This window comes from Rhodococcus sovatensis, from assembly GCF_037327425.1.
In the GTDB taxonomy this organism is placed as follows: domain Bacteria; phylum Actinomycetota; class Actinomycetes; order Mycobacteriales; family Mycobacteriaceae; genus Rhodococcoides; species Rhodococcoides sovatense.
In genome coordinates, this window is record NZ_CP147846.1 from 1,840,347 (window position 1) to 1,859,068 (window position 18,722).

Annotated in this window: 17 protein-coding genes; 6 read left to right on the forward strand and 11 right to left on the reverse strand. The window is 62.9% G+C overall.

Annotated features, from left to right (window positions below; translation table 11 throughout):
* Positions 1 to 9: 9 nt before the first annotated feature.
* Entirely contained in the window at positions 10 to 1,251 is a 1,242-nt protein-coding gene (locus WDS16_RS08645; RefSeq protein ID WP_338892024.1) for a sarcosine oxidase subunit beta family protein, read from the reverse strand.
* Positions 1,252 to 1,367: 116 nt separating this feature from the next.
* Here WDS16_RS08645 and WDS16_RS08650 point away from each other — a divergent pair, with 116 nt between their 5' ends.
* Entirely contained in the window at positions 1,368 to 2,033 is a 666-nt protein-coding gene (locus WDS16_RS08650) for a GntR family transcriptional regulator (protein ID WP_338892025.1), read from the forward strand.
* A 29-nt stretch (positions 2,034 to 2,062) separates the two neighbouring features.
* Here WDS16_RS08650 and WDS16_RS08655 read toward each other — a convergent pair whose 3' ends face one another.
* Genes WDS16_RS08655 through WDS16_RS08665 form a run of 3 tightly spaced genes read right to left on the reverse strand, consistent with a single transcriptional unit; the run spans position 2,063 to position 5,447 of the window.
* Positions 2,063 to 3,847, reverse strand: coding sequence for an FAD-dependent monooxygenase (locus tag WDS16_RS08655; protein ID WP_338892026.1), 1,785 nt, complete (start codon positions 3,845 to 3,847; stop codon positions 2,063 to 2,065).
* Positions 3,844 to 4,770, reverse strand: coding sequence for a fumarylacetoacetate hydrolase family protein (locus WDS16_RS08660; RefSeq protein WP_338892027.1), 927 nt, complete (start codon positions 4,768 to 4,770; stop codon positions 3,844 to 3,846). Before WDS16_RS08660 ends, WDS16_RS08655 begins: the two co-directional genes overlap by 4 nt.
* 41 nt (positions 4,771 to 4,811) lie before the next feature.
* Entirely contained in the window at positions 4,812 to 5,447 is a 636-nt protein-coding gene (locus tag WDS16_RS08665) for a VOC family protein (protein WP_338892028.1), read from the reverse strand.
* A gap of 118 nt (positions 5,448 to 5,565) precedes the next feature.
* On the opposite strand from WDS16_RS08665, the gene WDS16_RS08670 reads away from it, so the two are divergent.
* Together WDS16_RS08670 and dacB are read left to right on the forward strand one after the other, a co-directional pair.
* Complete coding sequence (locus WDS16_RS08670; RefSeq protein WP_338892030.1) at positions 5,566 to 6,189, forward strand: TetR/AcrR family transcriptional regulator; 624 nt, start codon at positions 5,566 to 5,568, stop codon at positions 6,187 to 6,189.
* Positions 6,190 to 6,326: 137 nt separating this feature from the next.
* Positions 6,327 to 7,808: a D-alanyl-D-alanine carboxypeptidase/D-alanyl-D-alanine endopeptidase gene (gene dacB, locus WDS16_RS08675; RefSeq protein ID WP_338892031.1), complete on the forward strand. Its 1,482-nt coding sequence runs from the start codon at positions 6,327 to 6,329 to the stop codon at positions 7,806 to 7,808.
* 43 nt (positions 7,809 to 7,851) lie between these two features.
* On the opposite strand, the gene WDS16_RS08680 is transcribed toward dacB, so the two are convergent.
* The 5 genes from WDS16_RS08680 to WDS16_RS08700 all read right to left on the reverse strand — a co-directional run bounded on the left by WDS16_RS08680 (position 7,852) and on the right by WDS16_RS08700 (position 12,923).
* Positions 7,852 to 9,498: an MFS transporter gene (locus WDS16_RS08680; RefSeq protein ID WP_338892033.1), complete on the reverse strand. Its 1,647-nt coding sequence runs from the start codon at positions 9,496 to 9,498 to the stop codon at positions 7,852 to 7,854.
* A gap of 47 nt (positions 9,499 to 9,545) precedes the next feature.
* A complete protein-coding gene (locus WDS16_RS08685; protein ID WP_338892035.1) occupies positions 9,546 to 9,899 on the reverse strand; it encodes a UBP-type zinc finger domain-containing protein in 354 nt (117 codons plus the stop codon).
* A complete protein-coding gene (locus tag WDS16_RS08690; RefSeq protein ID WP_338892037.1) occupies positions 9,896 to 10,075 on the reverse strand; it encodes a hypothetical protein in 180 nt (59 codons plus the stop codon). The genes WDS16_RS08685 and WDS16_RS08690 overlap by 4 nt, the downstream gene beginning before the upstream one ends.
* A gap of 67 nt (positions 10,076 to 10,142) precedes the next feature.
* Positions 10,143 to 10,964, reverse strand: coding sequence for an alpha/beta hydrolase (locus tag WDS16_RS08695; protein ID WP_338893301.1), 822 nt, complete (start codon positions 10,962 to 10,964; stop codon positions 10,143 to 10,145).
* A gap of 132 nt (positions 10,965 to 11,096) precedes the next feature.
* Positions 11,097 to 12,923 (reverse strand): sensor histidine kinase, encoded by a 1,827-nt coding sequence (locus WDS16_RS08700; RefSeq protein WP_338892039.1) that lies wholly within the window; start codon positions 12,921 to 12,923, stop codon positions 11,097 to 11,099.
* 72 nt (positions 12,924 to 12,995) lie between these two features.
* Here WDS16_RS08700 and WDS16_RS08705 point away from each other — a divergent pair, with 72 nt between their 5' ends.
* Positions 12,996 to 13,364: a response regulator transcription factor gene (locus WDS16_RS08705; protein WP_338892041.1), complete on the forward strand. Its 369-nt coding sequence runs from the start codon at positions 12,996 to 12,998 to the stop codon at positions 13,362 to 13,364.
* A gap of 7 nt (positions 13,365 to 13,371) precedes the next feature.
* Here WDS16_RS08705 and WDS16_RS08710 read toward each other — a convergent pair whose 3' ends face one another.
* Positions 13,372 to 14,037, reverse strand: a complete 666-nt coding sequence (locus WDS16_RS08710) for a response regulator transcription factor (protein WP_338892042.1) — start codon at positions 14,035 to 14,037, stop codon at positions 13,372 to 13,374.
* A 146-nt stretch (positions 14,038 to 14,183) separates the two neighbouring features.
* Between WDS16_RS08710 and WDS16_RS08715 the strand changes: the two genes are divergently transcribed.
* Positions 14,184 to 16,985 (forward strand): AAA family ATPase, encoded by a 2,802-nt coding sequence (locus WDS16_RS08715; RefSeq protein ID WP_338892043.1) that lies wholly within the window; start codon positions 14,184 to 14,186, stop codon positions 16,983 to 16,985.
* A gap of 47 nt (positions 16,986 to 17,032) precedes the next feature.
* Positions 17,033 to 17,791 carry an SDR family oxidoreductase gene (locus tag WDS16_RS08720; protein WP_338893302.1) on the forward strand — a complete coding sequence of 253 codons (759 nt, stop codon included), beginning with the start codon at positions 17,033 to 17,035 and terminating at the stop codon, positions 17,789 to 17,791.
* Between the two features lie 9 nt (positions 17,792 to 17,800).
* Here WDS16_RS08720 and WDS16_RS08725 read toward each other — a convergent pair whose 3' ends face one another.
* Positions 17,801 to 18,682 (reverse strand): sensor domain-containing diguanylate cyclase, encoded by an 882-nt coding sequence (locus tag WDS16_RS08725; protein ID WP_338892045.1) that lies wholly within the window; start codon positions 18,680 to 18,682, stop codon positions 17,801 to 17,803.
* Positions 18,683 to 18,722: the final 40 nt, after the last annotated feature.

Sequence of the window (18,722 nt, forward strand, 5' to 3'; positions counted from 1 at the left end):
CGCTCCTTCTCAGTGCGCGACGGCGGCGGCGCCGTGTTCGTCGACGAGGGCACCGGTGACGAATCTGTCGAGGCCGAACGGCGCTAGGTACGGGTGCGGTTCGTCGTTCGCGATGGTGTCCGCCAGGCACCACCCCACCCCAGGGGTTGCCTTGAAACCGCCTGTGCCCCAACCGCAATTGAGGAAGAGGTTGTCATACGGGGTCCGGCCGACGATGGGCGAGGCGTCGGGACAGACATCGACGATGCCACCCCACGTGCGCAGTAGGTGCGCTCGCGCGAACACCGGAAACAGCTCGACCGCTGCAGCCATCTGACGCTCGATGATGTGGAAGGCGCCGCGCTGTCCATACCCGTTGTACGAATCCACCCCAGCGCCCATTACGAGTTCACCCTTGTGCGCCTGGGAGACATACACGTGGATTGCATTCGACATGACCACCGTCGGATGTACGGGTTCGAGGAGTTCCGATACCAGTGCCTGCAGTGGATGCGACTGAACAGGGGTCTTGAAGCCGAGCATGTCGGTCAGCGTCGTGGTGTGCCCGGCGGCGCACAACGCGACCTGGCCGGCGCCGATGTCACCGCGCGTCGTACGCACGCCGGTCACTGTGTTGCCGTCGGTAACGAAACCGGTCACTTCGCAATTCTGAATGATGTCGATGCCTGCGGTGTCGGCGCGGCGCGCGAACCCCCACACGACGTAGTCGTGCTTGGCGATTCCGGCCCGGGGTTGGTACGTGGCGCCGAGAACCGGATACCTGATGTCCTCGGAAATGTTCACCACCGGACACAGCTTCTTGACCTCGTCCGGATCGACCCACTGGGCGTCGATACCGTTGAGCTTGTTGGCCTCGACGCGTCGGACACTGTCGCGGACATCCTGGAGGCTGTGTGCGAGGTTCAGAACGCCCCGCTGACTGAACAGAATCGGGTAGTCGAGGTCTTCTTCGAGACCCTCCCACAGCTTGAGCGAGTGCTCGTAGATGTTCGCGCTCTCGTCCCACAGATAGTTCGATCGGATCAACGTGGTGTTGCGAGCCATATTGCCGCCTGCGAGCCACCCCTTCTCGAGCACCGCGACACTTGTGATGCCGTGATTCTTGGCCAGGTAGTGCGCGGTAGCGAGACCATGGCCGCCACCGCCGACGATGACGACGTCGTAGTTCTTCTTCGGTTGCGGATTTCGCCAAAGGAAGTCCGGGTGCTCGGGCAATTGCGAACCGGGAGGCTGGGGCGCTTCGGCAGTCATCAAACCCCTCCTGGGCGAACAGTGAAAGTAGACTGATATATCAACTTCCCCGTAGAGTATGGTCAGATCGGAGCGGGGTCAAGACGAGGCGAAGAAATGGACCTGGGGAGATGACGATGACGAGGGCAACGACTGTTGCGGCGACCGACACCGACAAGACGAGCGCCGACCACGCCTACGACATCATTCAGGAACGGCTCGTGCTGCTCGACATCAAGCCCGGCGATCCGATCAACGACGAAAAACTAGGTGCAGACCTCGGCTATGGTAGGACTCCCGTACGTGAGGCGCTCAAGCGCCTCGAACGAGATCGCCTCGTTGTGGCGTACCCGCGTCGAGGAACGTTTGCGACGGCGGTCGATATGACGGATCTTTCGTCGATCTCCGAGATACGACGACACTTGGAACCGCTGGCTTCTGCCCGTGCCGCCCGCACAGCCACTCCCGATGCTCGTGAGAACCTGCTTCACTTGGCCGACGAGGTCGCCGGGATCGGTGATGACGAACATCCGAAAGACGTGCTGCGGAAAGATGTCCAGGTCCACCGCGCGATCTACTACGCTGCAGGCAACGCGCACCTCGAAGATATTCTCATCGGCCTCGACGCCCATGCCACGCGTATCTGGTCCTTGTTCATCGACCGCCTTCCGCATATCGCACTGCACGTTCGCGAGCACGAAGCGCTGCTGCGGGCAATCGTCGACGGCGACGAGGAAACAGCGTCGGAACTCACCCTCGCGCACGTCGATGGTTTCGAACACGCAGTGCGGAGTCTGCTGTGACAGTGCGGCGACGTGCAGTCGCCGTCACGTCACTGGGCAGCAGGTGCAGTGAAGTAGCCGCCCCAATGCGAGCGTAAGAATTCGGCGAGCGACTCCCGAGCCTCGGACGCCGATCTGCTTGTACGCCAAGCGACATGCCCATCGGGCCGGACGAGGACCGCACCGACGTCTCCGACCTCGTACAGTCCGACCAGCTGTTCGCGGTCCGCCCCCGTCGGCGCGTCAGCTACGACAGGAACCACCCCAGGACCGGCAGCGACGAGCTCGGAGACCACCGGTACCCATTCGTCACCGGCAAATGTCAACAGTGTCAACTTGTTCGGATCGAGTGCGTTGTGCGCGTCCAGGAGTGTCCCGTCCACCGACAGCACCGCATGCGGAAGGCGGGCACCTGGATAGGACGTGGGCAGATAGTCGACCACATCCTCGGCCGGTTTGGCCGACGGGTCCTGTGCAATCAGTGGACTGGCGTAGAGGTAGCCGAACTGCAAACCGGTGGACACGAAGTGTTCCACCTGCAGCGGAATGGCGTCGGCGATCTGCTGCCGCAACCGGGCGGATTCGGTGATCTGCGGATTCAGCCTTCGTGAGCGGCCCATCTGCTTCCGCGTTGCCGCGGCCGCGAGAGGGGCGATGAATCGACCGGGGATCTTGTTCAGCGGTGCGCGGCCCATCGCCTGAGTGGCCTTTGCCAGCATGACGTTGGTGATTCCCACCTTTTTGCCGATGGCATCCATCCGAAAGTGGTTCGCCACACTCTGTTCCGCGAACTTCTCCACAACCGGACGACGTTCGGTGTCGTAGGTATCGAGCAGTGAATCCGAGGCGGTCCCCGACAGGACGGCGTCGAGCTTCCATGCGACATTGTGAGCGTCCTGCACTCCCGAGTTGAGACCGAACCCACCGGTGTGCGGAAAGCGATGTGCAGCATCACCGAGTAGTAGTAGCCGCCCCCGCCGGAAACTATCGGCGGTCTGCGACGTCATCACCCATGTTCCCGTGGATTCCAACTCGAAGTCGTTGCCGTTCAGCACCTTCGGCAGCATCTTCAGCCAGTACTGCCGGCTCTCCCGGGCGATCTCCTGGTCGGGATGCAGGTACGCCGTCATCAGGATGTACCGGTGGTCGGCGTGCGCAATCAGCACCCCGCAGAGGTCGGGAGTGTAGATCCAACTCAGCAACGGGCGAGCATCGTCGGGGAACAGCGTCTTCGACGTGAAGAACGCGCTACCCATGTTCGCCAGCACCGGCCCGGACAAAGAGATTCCGGCCGCATCGCGGGTCGCACTGTTCGCGCCGTCGCACGCGAGCACGTACTGGCCCCGTACCTCGGAGGATCCTCCTGGCACCGTGACACGAACACTGTCTGCGGTCGAGTCGATCGACTGGACGCTCAGCCCCCGGCGGAACTCGACCAGCGGCTCGGCCTCGAGTGCATCCCACAGCACAGGCATCAGGATGTGCTGGCCGATGTGCGAAACCATGAAGGGGCTCTGGCTCTCGACGATGGCTTTGCGTTCGGGGTCCGAGAGCAGGTCGATCGACCCGATCACGTCCTCGGCCAGAGCGCCGTACCAGCTGATCAGGTTGACGGTCTCGTGCGGCGGTGACATCGCAGCGATCGACTTCGCCAACTCCGGGCTGTACTCGTTCCAGATCTCGAGCGTTCGGGCATTGATGACATGCGCGGCCGGATGGAACAGGGGCTTCTCCCGACGCTCGAGAACCACGCTCCGAATCCCTCTGCGAGCCAGCAGAAGTGCAGCAGTGGCTCCCGCCGGCCCCGCTCCGACGATGACGACGGGTGCGGTCATCGGACGACGGTCCTCTGCATGCCCAGATCTATGGCACCGTCGGCGGTCCGGATGCCAGCGGTCACGACGTCGTCCACCGACAGGTACTTGGGGTTCTTCGCCTGACGGGCGAAGAAGAACTTCCACTTCAGCGCGGGCGGAATCAACTCGCCGACCTTCTGCACGATCCTCGGTGGTGCGGAAATGGCGGTGCCGATGGGGGTGCCGGTCAGGAGCACATCACCTGCGGTCATGTTCTGGAACCGGGCCAACCTGGTGAGCGCTTCTGCAGGCGGCGTGATCAGGTCGTTGCCGATCGTCTGATCCTGACGCGATTCTCCGTTGACGGCCAGGCTCATGTGCAACTCGGGAATTCGGCGCAGTTCGTCGTTGTCGAGGAGCACCAACCGCGGACCGAGTGGCGTGAACGTGGGATACGACTTGCTCTCGTAGACCTGCACTTTGGTCAGCTGGATCTCACGTGCAGAAACGTCGTTGGCCACCACCAACCCAGCGACGTACTTCGACAGCGTGTCGTCGGTGACCGTGGTTCCGATCGGAATCTCTGCTCCGACCACGATCCCCAACTCGATCTCGTAATCGAGCAAAGCGACCTCAGGTGGCTGTCTGATGGGATCGTTGGGTCCACTGATCGAGGCCGACGACTTACGGAAGAATGTGGGCTGCAGAGTCTTCGCGTCGGACCCGGCGTCGATGGCATGCGACCGATAGTTGAGCAGCTGCGCCACCACCCGGCACGGGGCAGTGATGGGAGAGACGAGCTCGAGTTCGGCGACACTCGTGCCGGGGCCCGACGCGGCAGTGATGGCCTCGCGCTCGGCGAGCAGCTGTCCGGTGGTCTGGGCCGCGGTGTCGATGCGTATTGCGCGGTCGCCATCGAGACGCCACCAACCGTCGGCTGTGCGGACTACGTTGACTGGCATGTGAGTATTTCTCCCCCTTGTTCGTTCACGGACTACTTCGATCACAGAGTTTTCGGCGTGATGGTGTTCTTGTTCGCGATCACCGGATGCCCTGGCCGAGTGCCTGCTTCCCGCCGACGAAGTTGTTCGTGGGGCACGCCGTTGCGTAGCTGGCTGAGCAGGTAGTCGGGGTCGATGTTGACGCCGATCGGGTTCTTCGCGAACTCTTCGGTGAAGAAGAACGCTGCGGTGTTGTCGGGGTCGAAGTTCTCGACCTGGAACTCGAGGCGAATCCCGTCAGGATCCTCGTAGTAGAGCGAGATAGTGGGCCCGTGGTTGATGGACCACACCGGGACAATGCCCAGACGCTTGAGTCGTACGTAGTTCTCGAGGAGCCGTTCGAGCGAGACGAAAGTCAACGCGATGTGGTCGATCCCGTATGCCTTGCGCCTGAACTTGGCCAAAGGGAAGAGGAACCGCACCGGCTTGGGCACGGCAATGATTGCCAGACGATGCGACTCGTCGTCCCAGGTCAAGAAGGTGATCCCGTCATCCTGGTAAGCGATCTCGGCACCGAAGACCGTGCCGTACCAACTCACCATCTCCTTGGTTCGGGCGGACTTCACCACCCAGTGGGCGATGTAGTCCGGTGCCACCCGCGGCGTCGTCGTACTGTGCGCTTCCTGCGTCGTTTTCATCGAACGACCTTCCATCCGGTCACCTGTGTGTGGCCGACGCTACGTCTGCTTTGACTGCCAGTCAATAATTTGATCGAAGGTCAATAGGTGACTTCTCTCGTGCACTACAGTCGGATCGGTGTCGACGAACGCATCCCACGGTGCAGAGCGGTCACGCCGCGCCCGTCCCAGGCGAGATCGGCGCCAGGCGTTGATCGACGCAGCTATCGAACTGCTGTCCGAAGGCAACAGCGTCGACATCAGCGCAGGTGCGATCACGCGCCGAGCAGGCGTAGCTCACGGGTTGCTGTTCTATTACTTCACCGACAAACAAGGCCTGGTGGCAGCAGCCCTGGCCGACGTACTGACCAAGTTGGCCGAATCTCAGGAGCCCGAAGACGGTGAGCTCTCCGTCAGAGATCGCATCGAGGGTTTCGTGCGCCGCCACATCGAGTTTCTCGAGCGCCATCGCGCCCTGTACATCCGCGTCGTCCGCGAAGGTGAGCTCGGCGATTCAGTCGTCGAACATGCCGTCCGAGAGGCCAGGGTCGACGGCGCACGACAGGTCGCGGCCTTGGCAGGCCTGCCGGATCCTCTGTCCTCGCTGCAAGGTGCGGCAATCTCGGGATGGACCGGCTTTCTCGATAGGACGGCAGATGCATACTTCGATACTCCCGGCCTCGAACTCGACGAAGTGATCGAGCTGGCGGTGGACACCTTCGAAGCTGTCGTCGATGCCTCGACGCCTCGGAACCGCCTCTGACGTGGTCAAACAGGCGTATTGTCAGATTTCCTGCCGAAAGGAAGTCGACCATGTTGCCTGTACGTTCAGTGAACCGTTACAGAGCAGGACATTCGGCAAAATTCCGCTTCCGTTCGCGGTTGTTCGGTTCAGCCTTCATGTCCGGCGTGCTGATACTCGCTGCGTGTGGATCGGGCGACTCGACGACATCAGGGGAATTGCCCGACGACGCACTCGCAGTGGTGAATTCTGCACCGTTCACTCACGGATCGTGGCATTGGAACGCCGTCGAGCTCGGCAGCGGTGACACTCTCTATGCGAGCAACGAGAACACTCTCAACTTTCTCGGTTCTACGACCAAACTATTCAGCACAGGTACGTATCTCGACGAGTTCGCCGCGGATTCGACGCTCGAAACACCGGTCTATTCCGTCGGCGCGCGCGACGGCTCCACTCTCACGGGCGACCTGGTGCTCGTCGGCGCCGGCGACTTCATCTTGGGCAGTCGGGGAGTGCTCGACGGGGACTTGCAGTACATCGATCCCGACGACCATATCTATGCCTACGCGATCCCGACCTCACAACCCGTCGAAGCCGATCCACTCGCCGGACTCGACAAGCTGGCCAAGGACGTCGTCGCCAAGGGGATTACATCCATCGAAGGCGATGTGCTCGTCGACGACAGGCTGTGGGATCCGTTCGAGACCAAAGAAGGAGTCGTGACCTCGATCATGGTCAACGACAACTTGCTCGACATTCTGGTCGATCCTGGCGCGAATGCGGGCGATCCGATCGCCATGATCACGCGCCCGCAGACCGGTTTCTACGAGGTGGTCAACGAGGCTGTGACCAGCGCGACCGGGAGCGCATCCACGGCGACGGCCACACTCGGAGCCGGAAACCGCGTCGTGGTGAGCGGCAACGTACCCGTCGACTCCAAGCAGCTCGATTTGACCGTCTTCGCTCCCGACCCCGCGGCCTACGCCCGAGCGCTGTTCATCGAGGCGCTCCGACGCGCGGGCGTCACGATCGACACGCCACTGGACAACGCCACCGGCACGCTTCCTGCCGACTCCGCGTACACCGACGGAAGCAAGGTCGCCTCGCTCGAATCCCCGCCGACCAGCATTCTGACCAAACTCGTCCTGAAGATCAGCCACAACCGGGGAGCGGAAACACTGCTCTGCCTCCTTGCGGTCAAGGCTGGATCCCGCGAATGCGAAGACGGTCTGACGACGGTGATCGACAAGTTCGGACCGGCCGGCATCGACCCGGGCACGGTGGAGATCTACGACGGTGAAGGGTCCGACCCGGCTTCGGCCACCCCGTCGGCGATGGTTCGCTGGCTCACCTGGATCCACGACCAGCCGTGGGGCGACAAGCTCAAAGAAGGGCTTCCCGACATCAACCACGACGGGAAGATATTGGTCAAGAGTGGATTGAGCGCGCGTCCCGATGTCGGAGCGATGCAGTCGATGTTCGTCGCCGCCGGGCAGGCCGGGTATATGACGACGGCGAGTGGAAAGGAACTGGTTGTTGCGTTTTACGCGCTCAACGGCGTCTACCCGACGTTCGCCGACGGGTTGGCTTCCTTTCCCCCGACCGCAAAGGTCCTTACCCAGATTCAGCTCGGTAGCTGAGGGGACTGATCCGAGCCGTGTACAGCGCAATTAGTGAGCCAGATCAGCTGTGTCTGGCCACGCTCCGCGTGTTCGCTCGCAATGACACCGCGATGTCGTGCGTCTCGGTCGTAGTCGATCCGCCGACCACGCACTTCAGTGCGTTGTCGATGGCTTCGTGGTCGGAACCGGTCCAACGTTCTTCTCGTTGCCGCCGATACTGGCCCCAGGACGGGCTGGTGAACTGCTCTACCATCATGTCGCCGTCGTCGAGACTGCGATACAAGTTCCACGAGTAGGCCCCGGTCCGTCGACGCGCCACGCCAACCGAGGACATCGATTGGATGAACTGCCCTCTGGCGTCGTCGGTGACGCGGTACGTGACGGTGACCCGTATCGGGCCGTCATCGGGCTCAGGTTCGAAGACAATTGTCGGGGTTGGCCACGCCATCGAAACCGCACGGTCGAGAACGCCAGTCTCGGGGTGCAGCGGCAGCACCGCCACACTCGCAGCCACGAGCATCAATGCACCCACTGCTAGCGCCAGTGAATCGACAATGCCGATTCTCGATGCCAACCACCCCCACGCGAGCGAACCGACTGCCTGAGATCCCATGAACACGAGCAGATAGATCGACATTCCGCGAGCCCGCACCCACGATGCGAGGGAAAGCTGAATCGACGCGTTCAACGTGGTCAGGGTTGTGATCCATGCTATTCCCGACACCATGAGTGCCGGAATCACCAACCAGACAGGCAGCCACGCGAGCGCCGCCATTCCGACCGCATAGGCCACGGCAGATCCGGCCAATAGAGTGTTCGCACCGAAGTGGTCCCTCAACATCGGTGTGGCTGCCACGCCGATGACGGCCCCGACACCGAGGACGCCCAACACGATGCCGTACCCGATAGACCCCAGTCGCAGAACAGACGATGTGGCCGAGGGAAGAAGTGCCCACAAGGCGGAGGCGGGAAAAGCGAAGAGCGCCGAGCGCAGGATGATTCGGCGGACTATCGGGCCCGACCGAATATAGCGGATGCCTGTGACGATCGACTCCGTGAGCCTTTCTCGATCGGCGTGTTCTCGGGTGGGGCGCTTCCACCTGGTCAGTACGCCCACCGTGGCCAAGAACGTCAACGCATTGATGGCGAATACGAAAGTAGGTCCAGCTACGGCAACCAAGACGCCGGCGAGCGCAGGTCCGATGGCTCGTGCTCCGTTGACGGTAACGCCGCCCAATGCCGACGCGGCTGGAATCTGTTCTCGAGGAACCAGTTCTGGTTGAATTGCCTGCCACGCGGGAGCCGCGAGCGAAGACCAGCATCCCAGGACGAACGTGCACGCGAGCAGACCCCACGGAGACAGGGCGTCAGTCCACGCGAGTGCTGTGAGTACTCCTCCGGTCAGCAGCGAACCGAGACCGACCACGATCAGCAGTACTCGTCGGTCCAGCGCGTCGGCCAGTGCACCCGCCAGCAGTGCTAAGAGAAGCGTAGGCAGAAGGCTGGCGGTTTGCACTGCCGCGATGATGGTCGTCGATGCCGCGCGCTCGACCAGGAACCACTGTGCTCCGACCGTCTGCATCCAGCCACCGATATTGGATACGAGCTGCGCGAGGAACAGGCTGCGGTACAGAGTATTGCGCAGAGGTGCCCACGCGGACACCGTGTCCGTCGGGTCGGAACCCGATGTCGTCGCAGAGAATGTCATCCTGGCCTCTTTCGTTACTCGCCTGGCGGGTGCGCTGAACACACGTGTTATCCCAGGAGCCGTTGCCAGTTTCGCGGAACCCGCTCGGCCGGACCAGGGACGGTTTGCGTGGTCGGATGGGATTCAGGGGGCGCGAGTGTCGGCCCCCCATAGGCAAATTGGTTCGATCCGTAATCCCAGAACCAGTCCTCGCCGGGTTCGAAGCTCTGAATTACCCGATGCCCAGTGGTGTGGGCGTGCCCGCTCGCGTGCTGGTTGAGTGAATCGTCGCAGCACCCGATGTGGCCGCACTTGGCACACCGGCGTAGGTGAACCCACCAGCTACCGCTGAGGTTGCATTCGACACAGCCCGTACCACTGGGCGGCACCGTGGGATCGAGGAACGATGCGAGGTCGCTCATGATTCGGGATCCTCCACGGGATCCACCGGATTGGTTCGCGGCGCGACCAGCGGATCCGACGGAGTGAACCCGGTCAGCAGGGGAAAGTCCTCCGCTGTGAGCCTGGTGATCGAGCCGAGCTCGCTCGAATGTTGCGGGGCCGCGTCGAGCAGAGACCGCACATGTCTGGAGGTCATGAAAGTCACTCGCTTCCGGAGGAGGGCCGAGTGGCGACCGATCGATCGCCACCCGGACAGTGCCGCGCTACTTCGAGATGAAGTCGAGAATGTCTGCGTCCAAGGCTTTCTGGTACTCGCCGTAGATGCCGTGCGGTGCACCGGGGTAGATCTTCAGCGTGCCGTCCTTGACCAGTTCCACTGTCTTGAGCGCGGCAGCGGCGATAGGGACGATCTGGTCGTCGTCACCCTGCGCGATGAAGATGGGGACGGTGAGCGCCTTCAGATCCTCGGTGAAGTCGGTCTCCGAGAAAGCCTTCACACAATCGTAGGCAGCGGCCAGATTGACGAGCATGCCCTGACGCCAGAAGTCGTCCTTGGCGCCCTGCGAGATGTTCGAACCGTCGCGGTTGGCTCCGAAGAACGGCTCGGCGAGGTCCTTGTAGAACTGCGAGCGATCAGTGAGGACGCCGTTGCGAATGTCGTCGAGGGCTTCGATCGGGGTGCCCTCCGGGTTGGACTCCGATTTCAGCATGATGGGTGGGACAGCGCCGGCCGTGATGACGCGGGCAACGCGGCTGCCACCGTGCTGCGCTGCGTAGCGCACCACTTCGCCGCCTCCCGTGGAGTGGCCGATGAGCGTGAGTTCCTGGAGGTCGAGTGCTTCGACCAGTTCGGCGAGGTCGCGGGCGTACGTGTCCATGTCGTTGCCGGTGTAGGTCCTCGACGAACGGCCGTGTCCGCGGCGGTCGTGGGCGATGGCGCGGTAGCCGGCGTCGGCTAGCAGCTTGAGCTCGAGCTGCCATGCGTCCGAAGACAGAGGCCAACCGTGGCTCAACAGAACCGGCTTTCCGGTTCCCTGCTCGGTGTAATAGATGTCGGTTCCGTCGGTGGTGGTGATGTACGGCATGGTGGTCTCCTGCTTGTCGAGTGCCTCGGTGTGCTGCTGGGGTGTACCGAGAACATTCGTCCGTGTCGGAGGCGAAATCGTCGCTGCTGGCGTCCAACGTGGGGGAGGGGATCCCGGCTGCGTCATTACCTGCTACCCGGTAGTGAGGCGGATTCGCACCGAGAGCACGGTTCCGGTGCCGGGTGGGCTGGAGATGGTCAAGCTACCCCCGACGGCTGCAACTCGATCCTGCAGGCCGATCAAACCGGACCCAGAATTCGGGTCCGCGCCGCCTCGACCGTCGTCGGCCACAGTGAGTTCGAGCTCATGATCCGTCACGCGTGCGGATATGTCGACTTCCGAAGCGTCGGCGTACTTGGCGGTGTTCGTCAAGGCCTCGGCCACAACATAATACGCGGCCACTTCGATGGAATCGTCGAGACGAGTGGGGATCTCGGCGACCAGCGACACCGGGACGGGGCTGCGCCTCGCGAGCGTCTTCAGCGCGGGAGCGAGACCGCCGCGGGAAAGGATTGCGGGATGGATTCCTCGAGAGAGTTCGCGTAGGTCGGAGTGCACGTGCGACAAGGTTTCGACACTGCGATCCAGACTGTTTCGCAGCCCGACTAGATTGTCGGGAACAGCGGCTTGCGCCGCCCGCAACTCCATGCCCAGAGACACTATTCGCTGTTGAGCACCATCGTGCAGATCCCGCTCGATGGTGCGCCGCGCCTGGTCTGCCGCAGTGACCACGCGGGTCCGGGATCGAGTGAGCTCGAGCCGAGTCTCATGGTTGTAGATGGCTGTTGCGAGAAGGTCGGCGAAGTCGCTCAACCGATCGCGAATACCCTCGTCCGCAGGGTGAGGGGTAGAGGTTGCGCCAATGATCACCGCACCCCAGATGGTGCCGTCCACATCGATGGGGACGCCGACGGACCGATGGATGCCGCGACCGTCCAATCGTGTAGCTATGTCACCTGTTGCAGTGGTGAAATCGATGTCCGCGTCCCCGCCGGTTGTCGCGACGAGGGTGGCTACGTTGTGTCCACCGAGCGGCAGTCGATCCCCGACGATCAAACTGTGTTCGTCCGCGTTGTCGTCGCGCAGGGCGAGGATTGTGCAGCACCCGTTTGCGTCGTAACGAACCACGGAGACATGCTCGATGTCCAGACCGTCGGCGAGCTCGTGAGCGACGGCGGGGAACACGTCGTCCGGTTCGGCCCGTAGTGCGACGAGAGTAGCGACGCGGCGCAGCGATTCTTGTTGGCGACCGAGCGCGACGGTCTGCTCGTGCATTGCCTGTCGATCCCGCGCGGCGGCGAGCAAGGCCTCGAGCGACGGCACAAGGCGACGGATCCGGCGATCGTCGGTCGGTTCGAGTGTCGACGGCACGAGCAGGGATCCAACGGCGACGTCACCGTCTCGCAGAACAATCTTGTTCTGACCTGGTGAAGCCGATGCGGTTTCCCGCCCCAACACCGCATAGGGCAAGTCGAGCACGTCGGACAACCGGGTCCCAGCTGCGTCGAGCATCTTCGGGCTGTAGTTCGACCGCAGCATTGTGCGCGCCAGCGACGCCAACAGGTCTGCTTCCCGCCGACGTTGGTCGGATTCCATGGCGCGCAGCCTCGATTGACCGACGAGTGTGTTGGTGAGCAGAGCCAGTGCCAGGAAGACGATGACGGCAGGAACGAGGCTCTCGCTGCTCTCGATGACGTGGATGTAGGCGTATGCGGTGGCGCTGGCCACTGAGGTGGCGATCGACATCCGGAAGCCCCAACCCGCCGAAACGACGAGCACTCCGAACAGAAATACGGCTCCGAAGGCGTTTTCGGGTGCGATTCGTTTGAGCGTGAGAACGACCAGGATCTCCGTGGCAATCAGGGCAGCGGCCGCGATGATTCCCCATGCCACCGGTGGTGAGCTCGGTCGAAGCACCTTCGCGATGAGGCGGTCACGGAGCGCGACCTCGGTGGTCATCGACGAATCCGGCGGGTGGAATTACCGCTAGCCGCAATGTCGGGTCTCACGATCTCTGACACTCTCGACAAGGTGAGGTCCACATCGTTCAGCTGTCTGATCGTCGATGACAGCGACGCGTTCTGCGTCGCGGCTCGCCGAGTGCTGGAGGAGGCCGGCATCACCGTCGTTGGAACTGCGTCGACCCTGGCCGACGCAATCGACGCGGCCGTCATGGCACACCCGGATCTCGTGCTGGTCGACATCGACCTCGGAGCCGAAAGCGGGTTCGACGTCGTGGAAGCTCTCGATGCTGCCGCGTTGCGCCCGAAGCCGTCGATCATTCTGGTGTCGACGCACGACGAGGAGGACTTTGCAGACCTGGTCGAAACCAGCTCAGCCATCGGGTACCTGCAAAAGTTCGAGCTATCGGCGATCTCGATCGAGAACATGCTCCGGTGACAGCTGTTCAACCGACTGTGTCCAGGTACATGATCACCGCGCGGACTCGGCGGTGGTCGTCGGACGTCTCCGACAGGTTCAGCTTGGTGAGGATGCTGCGCACGTGCTTCTCGACGGTTCCCTCGGTGATCCACAGTCTTCGGCCGATCCCCCCGTTGGAAAGGCCTTCGGCCATGAGGGTCAGTACGTCTCGTTCACGGGCACTCAGCGCTCCCAGCGGGTCATTCCGTCGCCTGGCCGCTACCAGCTCGTAGACGAGTGCTGGATCGATGACCGACGCTCCGCCCGCGACCCGGTCGATGGTGGAGACGAAGTCGGCGATATCGGTCACTCGACTCTTGAGAAGGTAACCGACTCCCTTTTGGCCGTCACCGCCTTCGAGCAGCTCGAGCGCATGATCCACCTCCACGTGAGCTGACAACAGCAACGTTGCGACGCCCGGGTATTCGGTTCGAATTCGCAACGCGGCATCGAGTCCTTCGGCTGTGTACGTCGGAGGCATCCTGATATCGATGATCGCCAACGCGGGTTCCTCCTGGCCGAGCACCGCCAGAAGTTCGTCTGCGTCACCGGCTTGGCCGACGACCTCGAGACCTGCTTGCGTGAGCAGGCTCGACAGGCCTTCTCTCAACAGCACGTCGTCGTCAGCGATCACCACTCGAATTTCGGACATCACCCTCCCCCGACCTGAACCGAAGACCAAGTATCCGTGGCGACCACTAGGCCGGTCATCAGTCGATCGACTGTCGTCGCACTGGCGGCTGGTGCCACAATGGTTCGACTTCGGCGATCGAGGGCTAGAACTACCGGGCGGTGAGCATGGCGGGCAATCGTATCGACGGATTTACGCTCGGAGCACCGTTGATCGGTCGGGGCGACCTGGTCGAGTCCTTGGCGCGGCTCGCCCGGGAACCCGGGAGCGGGCACCGGGTGTTGTGGCTTCTGGGTGAGGCGGGAATCGGCAAGAGCACTCTGTTGAGGTACACGCGTGACGAAGCAACCAGCGCGGGAGTCCGTGTCCTGGAAGCATCCGGGGTCGATGCGGAAACCCAGCAGGTGTTCTCCGGACTACATCAGCTTCTGTGGCCTGTCCTGACGTACGTCGACCGGCTCCCCGCAGCGATCAGGAGGCCACTGGACGAGATGCTCGGACGGGCGCCCATGCCCGCCGCTGTCGACATGTTCGCTTGCCGACATGCCGTGCTCCTTCTCCTCGAACTGTTGACCTCCGAACGAGGCCTGGTTCTGATCGTCGACGACGCACATCAGCTCGACAGGGACTCGCTCGACTTGGTCGTCTACGCGGCACGCCGCGTCGCCGGTCCGATGACAACGCTGTGCAGTGCACGCGGACATCGAGTTCCCGACGGCGTCGACCCCGCAGTGCCCGCAGTCGAAGTTCCAGGTCTGACCGACGCCGAGTCGGCGGTGCTGCTCGACCGGCAGCCAGGGATCCCGTCTGATGCCGCTCGGCTGGAAATCATCTTTCAGGCCGAGGGCAATCCGCTCGCGCTCATCGAGTTCGGACGCGCGGTCGTGCGATCCGGCAATGGCATGCTGGCGGGTGCCGGACTGGACCGACTTCGCCGAGTGCAGTCCATTTTCTCGGATCGGCTCGCCGCTCTGGCTCCTGACACGCGCACACTGCTGTTGTATGCCGCGTCCGGTTCGGGGTACGAGAGTATCGATATCGTCACCGAAGCCGCGGGATTCGGAGCCGACCTGTCGGTGTGGGCCGAGGCCGAACGCTCGGGTCTGATCACTGTCGACGATCGGCGGGTCCAGTTCACCCATCCGCTGGCCCGCGCTGCGGCCTACGCGGACTGTACCGTCGACGCCCGCCGCCGTGCGCACGAGGATTTCGCCGAGCAACTTCACGATGATCCGCCGTGTCGCGCCTGGCATCGGGCGGCCGCTTCGGAGGGCGCGGACGAGTCCGTTGCGCGCGAGCTGGAGGATGCCGCCGAACTGTCACAGCGTCGGGGCGGGTTCTTCGAGGTGGCTCGCGCCTTGGAACGGGCGGCGCGGTGCTCACCGGATGTGAACGATTCAGCGCGACGATATGCCATGGCAGCGAACGCGGCATACATGGCGGGTGATCCCCAATGGGGGCTCGCGCTGGCCCGTCTGGCCCGTCGAACAACGGACGTGGCCGATATCCGTAGTGCAGCGGCATTACCCACCGCCTCGATCCTTCTGCAGACCGCGCATCCGGATGAGTCGTTCGACGTCATCCGCCAGACGCTCACCGAGGACGAGCCAACCGACGAGAGTCTCGTGCTGGCGCTTCTGTTCACAGCTGTCGGTGCCGCGCACTTCAGTGGCGGAGAGACGCGGCGCGAGGAGCTTCGACGGCTGGTCGAGAAGCTACCCGAATCGATATCCGACGGTGGCGACTTCATGTCTCCGATGCCGGATGCCGCAAAAGAGTCCGTGCGTCGCCTGATCGCCGAATACTCCACGTCGACACTGGGAACGGGGGCCGTGGAACGCCGCGCCGAGGCAGTGTCGATCTCGGCGCAAATTTCGGTTCTTCTGTCGGAGGGGACCCGCGCGTATCTGAGCGAGAACAGCGTCGACGCGCTGACCTACTTCACCAAGGGGATCAGTGCTCTCCGTGAGTCCGGGAGTCTCGGAGTGGGTGCGATGGGAATGGCCGCGTGTGTCGTTGCGCTGATCGACACCGGTCGTTGGGCCGAGGTCGACGCGGCCGCCGACGAGGCTTCCGATGTCGCGGCAGTCGGCAGGATGGCGCTTGTCGACGCCACGGTCGAAACGCACCGGGCGATGATCGAGACGTATCGGGGCAACCTCGATCGTGCCGACAATCATGTCGCACGGGCTGCGTCGCTGTTCGAATCGCGTGTGAACCTCGCGCTCGCGGTCGACCTGCAACGTGTGTTGGCGACGATATCGTGTGCCCGGGGAGATTTCGAGGGTGCCTTCGAGCGGCTGCAGGGCCTGTTCGGCACCGACGGTACACCCCTACACAGTGTTCAATCTGCTCGTGCACTAGCGGATTTCGCATGGGCTGGAGCCCGGAGCGGTCGGCATGCAACTGCCAGACGGTCGGTGACGGCTATCGGTCGCGCGCTGGGATCGCGCCCGCCGGTGCGGATTCGGCTGTTGCGCCACGTGGCCGCCGCATTGGTCAGTGAAACGACGAAAACTGCGGAACGCCATTACCGGCTTGCGGCATTGGACCCCGACGCAGACGAGTGGCCCGTCGAACGAGCACGAGCGCAGATGCACTACGGCGAGTGGTTGCGCCGCACCCGTCGTCCCACCGATGCGCGTCCGCTCCTGGCAGCGGCGCTCGAGACCTTCGAACATGTCGGAGCCGTCATGTTCGCCGACATCGCGCGCGCCGAGCTACGTGCAGCCGGGGGATCACGCGGTTCGCTGGTGAGGGAATCTGCGGGCGGCTGGAGCTCACTCACCGCGCAGGAGCAGCACATCGCATCTCTCGCCGCAGAGGGCTTGACCAACCGGCAGATCGGTGAGCAGCTGCAGCTCTCTCCTCGCACAATCGGTTCGCATCTCTACCATGTGTATCCGAAACTCGGGGTCAGCAAGCGGCACGAACTGCGCGGTGTCATCGACACGTTTGCACAGCGATAGGGCGGCGAACCCGCCAGTCGTTCTCATACCTCGTGGGATTGGAGATGATGGTGACAGCTACAGGACGTGCTCCGCGCGTCGTTGTCGTAACGGGTGCAGGGTCAGGGCTGGGACAGGCGATGGCTGTCCGACTCCTCGAAGTCGGCCATCATGTCGTGCTGGTCGGCAGGAACGTACAGAGCCTGGACGACACGGCCGCAGGACACGCGAGGGCAGCGGTGTTCAGGTGTGATGTCTCCTCGGCCGAATCGGTGCACGAGCTGTTCGAGTGGGTGTCCTCGCAGTTCGGCCGACTCGATGTGCTCGTCAACAACGCCGGTACATTCGGGCCGTCTGGAAGCGTCGACGAGATCGACCCACAAGCGTGGTCGGAGACCGTCGCCACCAATCTCACCGGTGTGTTTCTGTGCGCACGCGAAGCTGTGCGGATCATGAAAGCCCAGACCCCATGCGGGGGTCGGATTATCAACAACGGTTCGATCTCCGCACACACCCCACGACCCGCCAGTGCCGCATACACGGCGACGAAGCACGGGGTATCGGGGCTGACCAAGTCCATCTCACTCGACGGCCGCGACTTCGACATCTGCTGCAGCCAAATCGATATCGGCAATGCTTCCACCGACATGACGACAGGGTTCGCACATTCGGCCAGACAAGCCGACGGTACGACCCGACCAGAACCCACATTCGATCCGATACACGTCGCCGACGCCGTCGCGCATCTTGTCGAATTGCCACTCGACGTCTCGGTTCCGACGATGACCATCATGGCCAACCGGATGCCCTACATGGGGCGCGGTTGACGCCAAGCCTCAGCAATGATCGTTGTCGCCGTAGAATCGATTGCCGCCATCTCTCTTGGCTCGGTACAACAGCATATCCGCGCGGTCGAAACAGTCGAACAGGGTTTCACCTGCTCGGAGTTCCGTGAAACCTGCCGAGAACGTCTGACCGTCAGGAACTTTCGACGCCAATTCGTAGAGAACCTTCGCAGCCGACCGCGGGTCGTACTTCGGAAGAGCCAGCGCGAATTCCTCGCCGCCCCACCGTGCCAGGGATGCCGCCGGGTCGAGGAGTGACATTGCGCGCGCCGCGAACGTCTTCAACAGATTGTCGCCCGCAAGGTGCCCGCGAGAGTCGTTGTACGCCTTGAAACGATCGAAGTCGATCATCGCCAGCACCAGTGGTGAAACACGCGTCGGCGGTTGATGCAGCGTGAGCAGATGCTCGCGCCATCCGCGTCGATTCAACAATCCGGTCAGTTCATCGGTCGATGCTGCCGTCTGCAGGTTTTCCTCGGCCACGCGGCGGTCGGTGGTGTCGTGGATGACTGCCATGGTCCATGATCGGTCGCCGACGGTAACGGTGCTGGCCGATACCCATCCCCATCGAATGGCTCCGTCGGGGCGGACGTAGCGCTTCTCGAGACGCAGGGTCTCGCCGCGATTCTTCGCGGTGTCCATCAGATTCTCCATCGCGGAGTGCTGAGATAGGTCGTCGGGATGCGTGAACTCACGGGACGACTTGCCGGCAATCTCGGTCCACGAGCGGCCGATCATCTCGCAGTATGCACTGTTCGCCGCGGTCAGCAAGCCCTCCTCGTCAGCGAGGGCAATCGGTACCGTGCTTGCCTCGAAGATGCTTCTGAACCATTCATCGGAGATGCCTTCGAACACGGGCGGGTCTTCCCTCACCCACCTAGTATCGGGCAGTGGACTCGCGGACCTGCACTCG

Excerpts from the sequence above, each read along its gene's own strand:
- WDS16_RS08665 (WP_338892028.1), bottom strand. The coding sequence starts at position 5,447 with ATGAAAACGACGCAGGAAGCGCACAGTACGACGACGCCGCGGGTGGCA.
- WDS16_RS08680 (WP_338892033.1), bottom strand. The coding sequence starts at position 9,498 with ATGACATTCTCTGCGACGACATCGGGTTCCGACCCGACGGACACGGTG.
- WDS16_RS08700 (WP_338892039.1), bottom strand. The coding sequence starts at position 12,923 with ATGACCACCGAGGTCGCGCTCCGTGACCGCCTCATCGCGAAGGTGCTT.
- WDS16_RS08720 (WP_338893302.1), top strand. The coding sequence starts at position 17,033 with ATGGTGACAGCTACAGGACGTGCTCCGCGCGTCGTTGTCGTAACGGGT.
- WDS16_RS08690 (WP_338892037.1), bottom strand. The coding sequence starts at position 10,075 with ATGACCTCCAGACATGTGCGGTCTCTGCTCGACGCGGCCCCGCAACAT.
- WDS16_RS08655 (WP_338892026.1), bottom strand. The coding sequence starts at position 3,847 with ATGACCGCACCCGTCGTCATCGTCGGAGCGGGGCCGGCGGGAGCCACT.
- WDS16_RS08685 (WP_338892035.1), bottom strand. The coding sequence starts at position 9,899 with ATGAGCGACCTCGCATCGTTCCTCGATCCCACGGTGCCGCCCAGTGGT.
- WDS16_RS08660 (WP_338892027.1), bottom strand. The coding sequence starts at position 4,770 with ATGCCAGTCAACGTAGTCCGCACAGCCGACGGTTGGTGGCGTCTCGAT.
- WDS16_RS08695 (WP_338893301.1), bottom strand. The coding sequence starts at position 10,964 with ATGCCGTACATCACCACCACCGACGGAACCGACATCTATTACACCGAG.
- WDS16_RS08645 (WP_338892024.1), bottom strand. The coding sequence starts at position 1,251 with ATGACTGCCGAAGCGCCCCAGCCTCCCGGTTCGCAATTGCCCGAGCAC.
- dacB (WP_338892031.1), top strand. The coding sequence starts at position 6,327 with ATGTCCGGCGTGCTGATACTCGCTGCGTGTGGATCGGGCGACTCGACG.
- WDS16_RS08650 (WP_338892025.1), top strand. The coding sequence starts at position 1,368 with ATGACGAGGGCAACGACTGTTGCGGCGACCGACACCGACAAGACGAGC.
- WDS16_RS08710 (WP_338892042.1), bottom strand. The coding sequence starts at position 14,037 with ATGTCCGAAATTCGAGTGGTGATCGCTGACGACGACGTGCTGTTGAGA.
- WDS16_RS08715 (WP_338892043.1), top strand. The coding sequence starts at position 14,184 with ATGGCGGGCAATCGTATCGACGGATTTACGCTCGGAGCACCGTTGATC.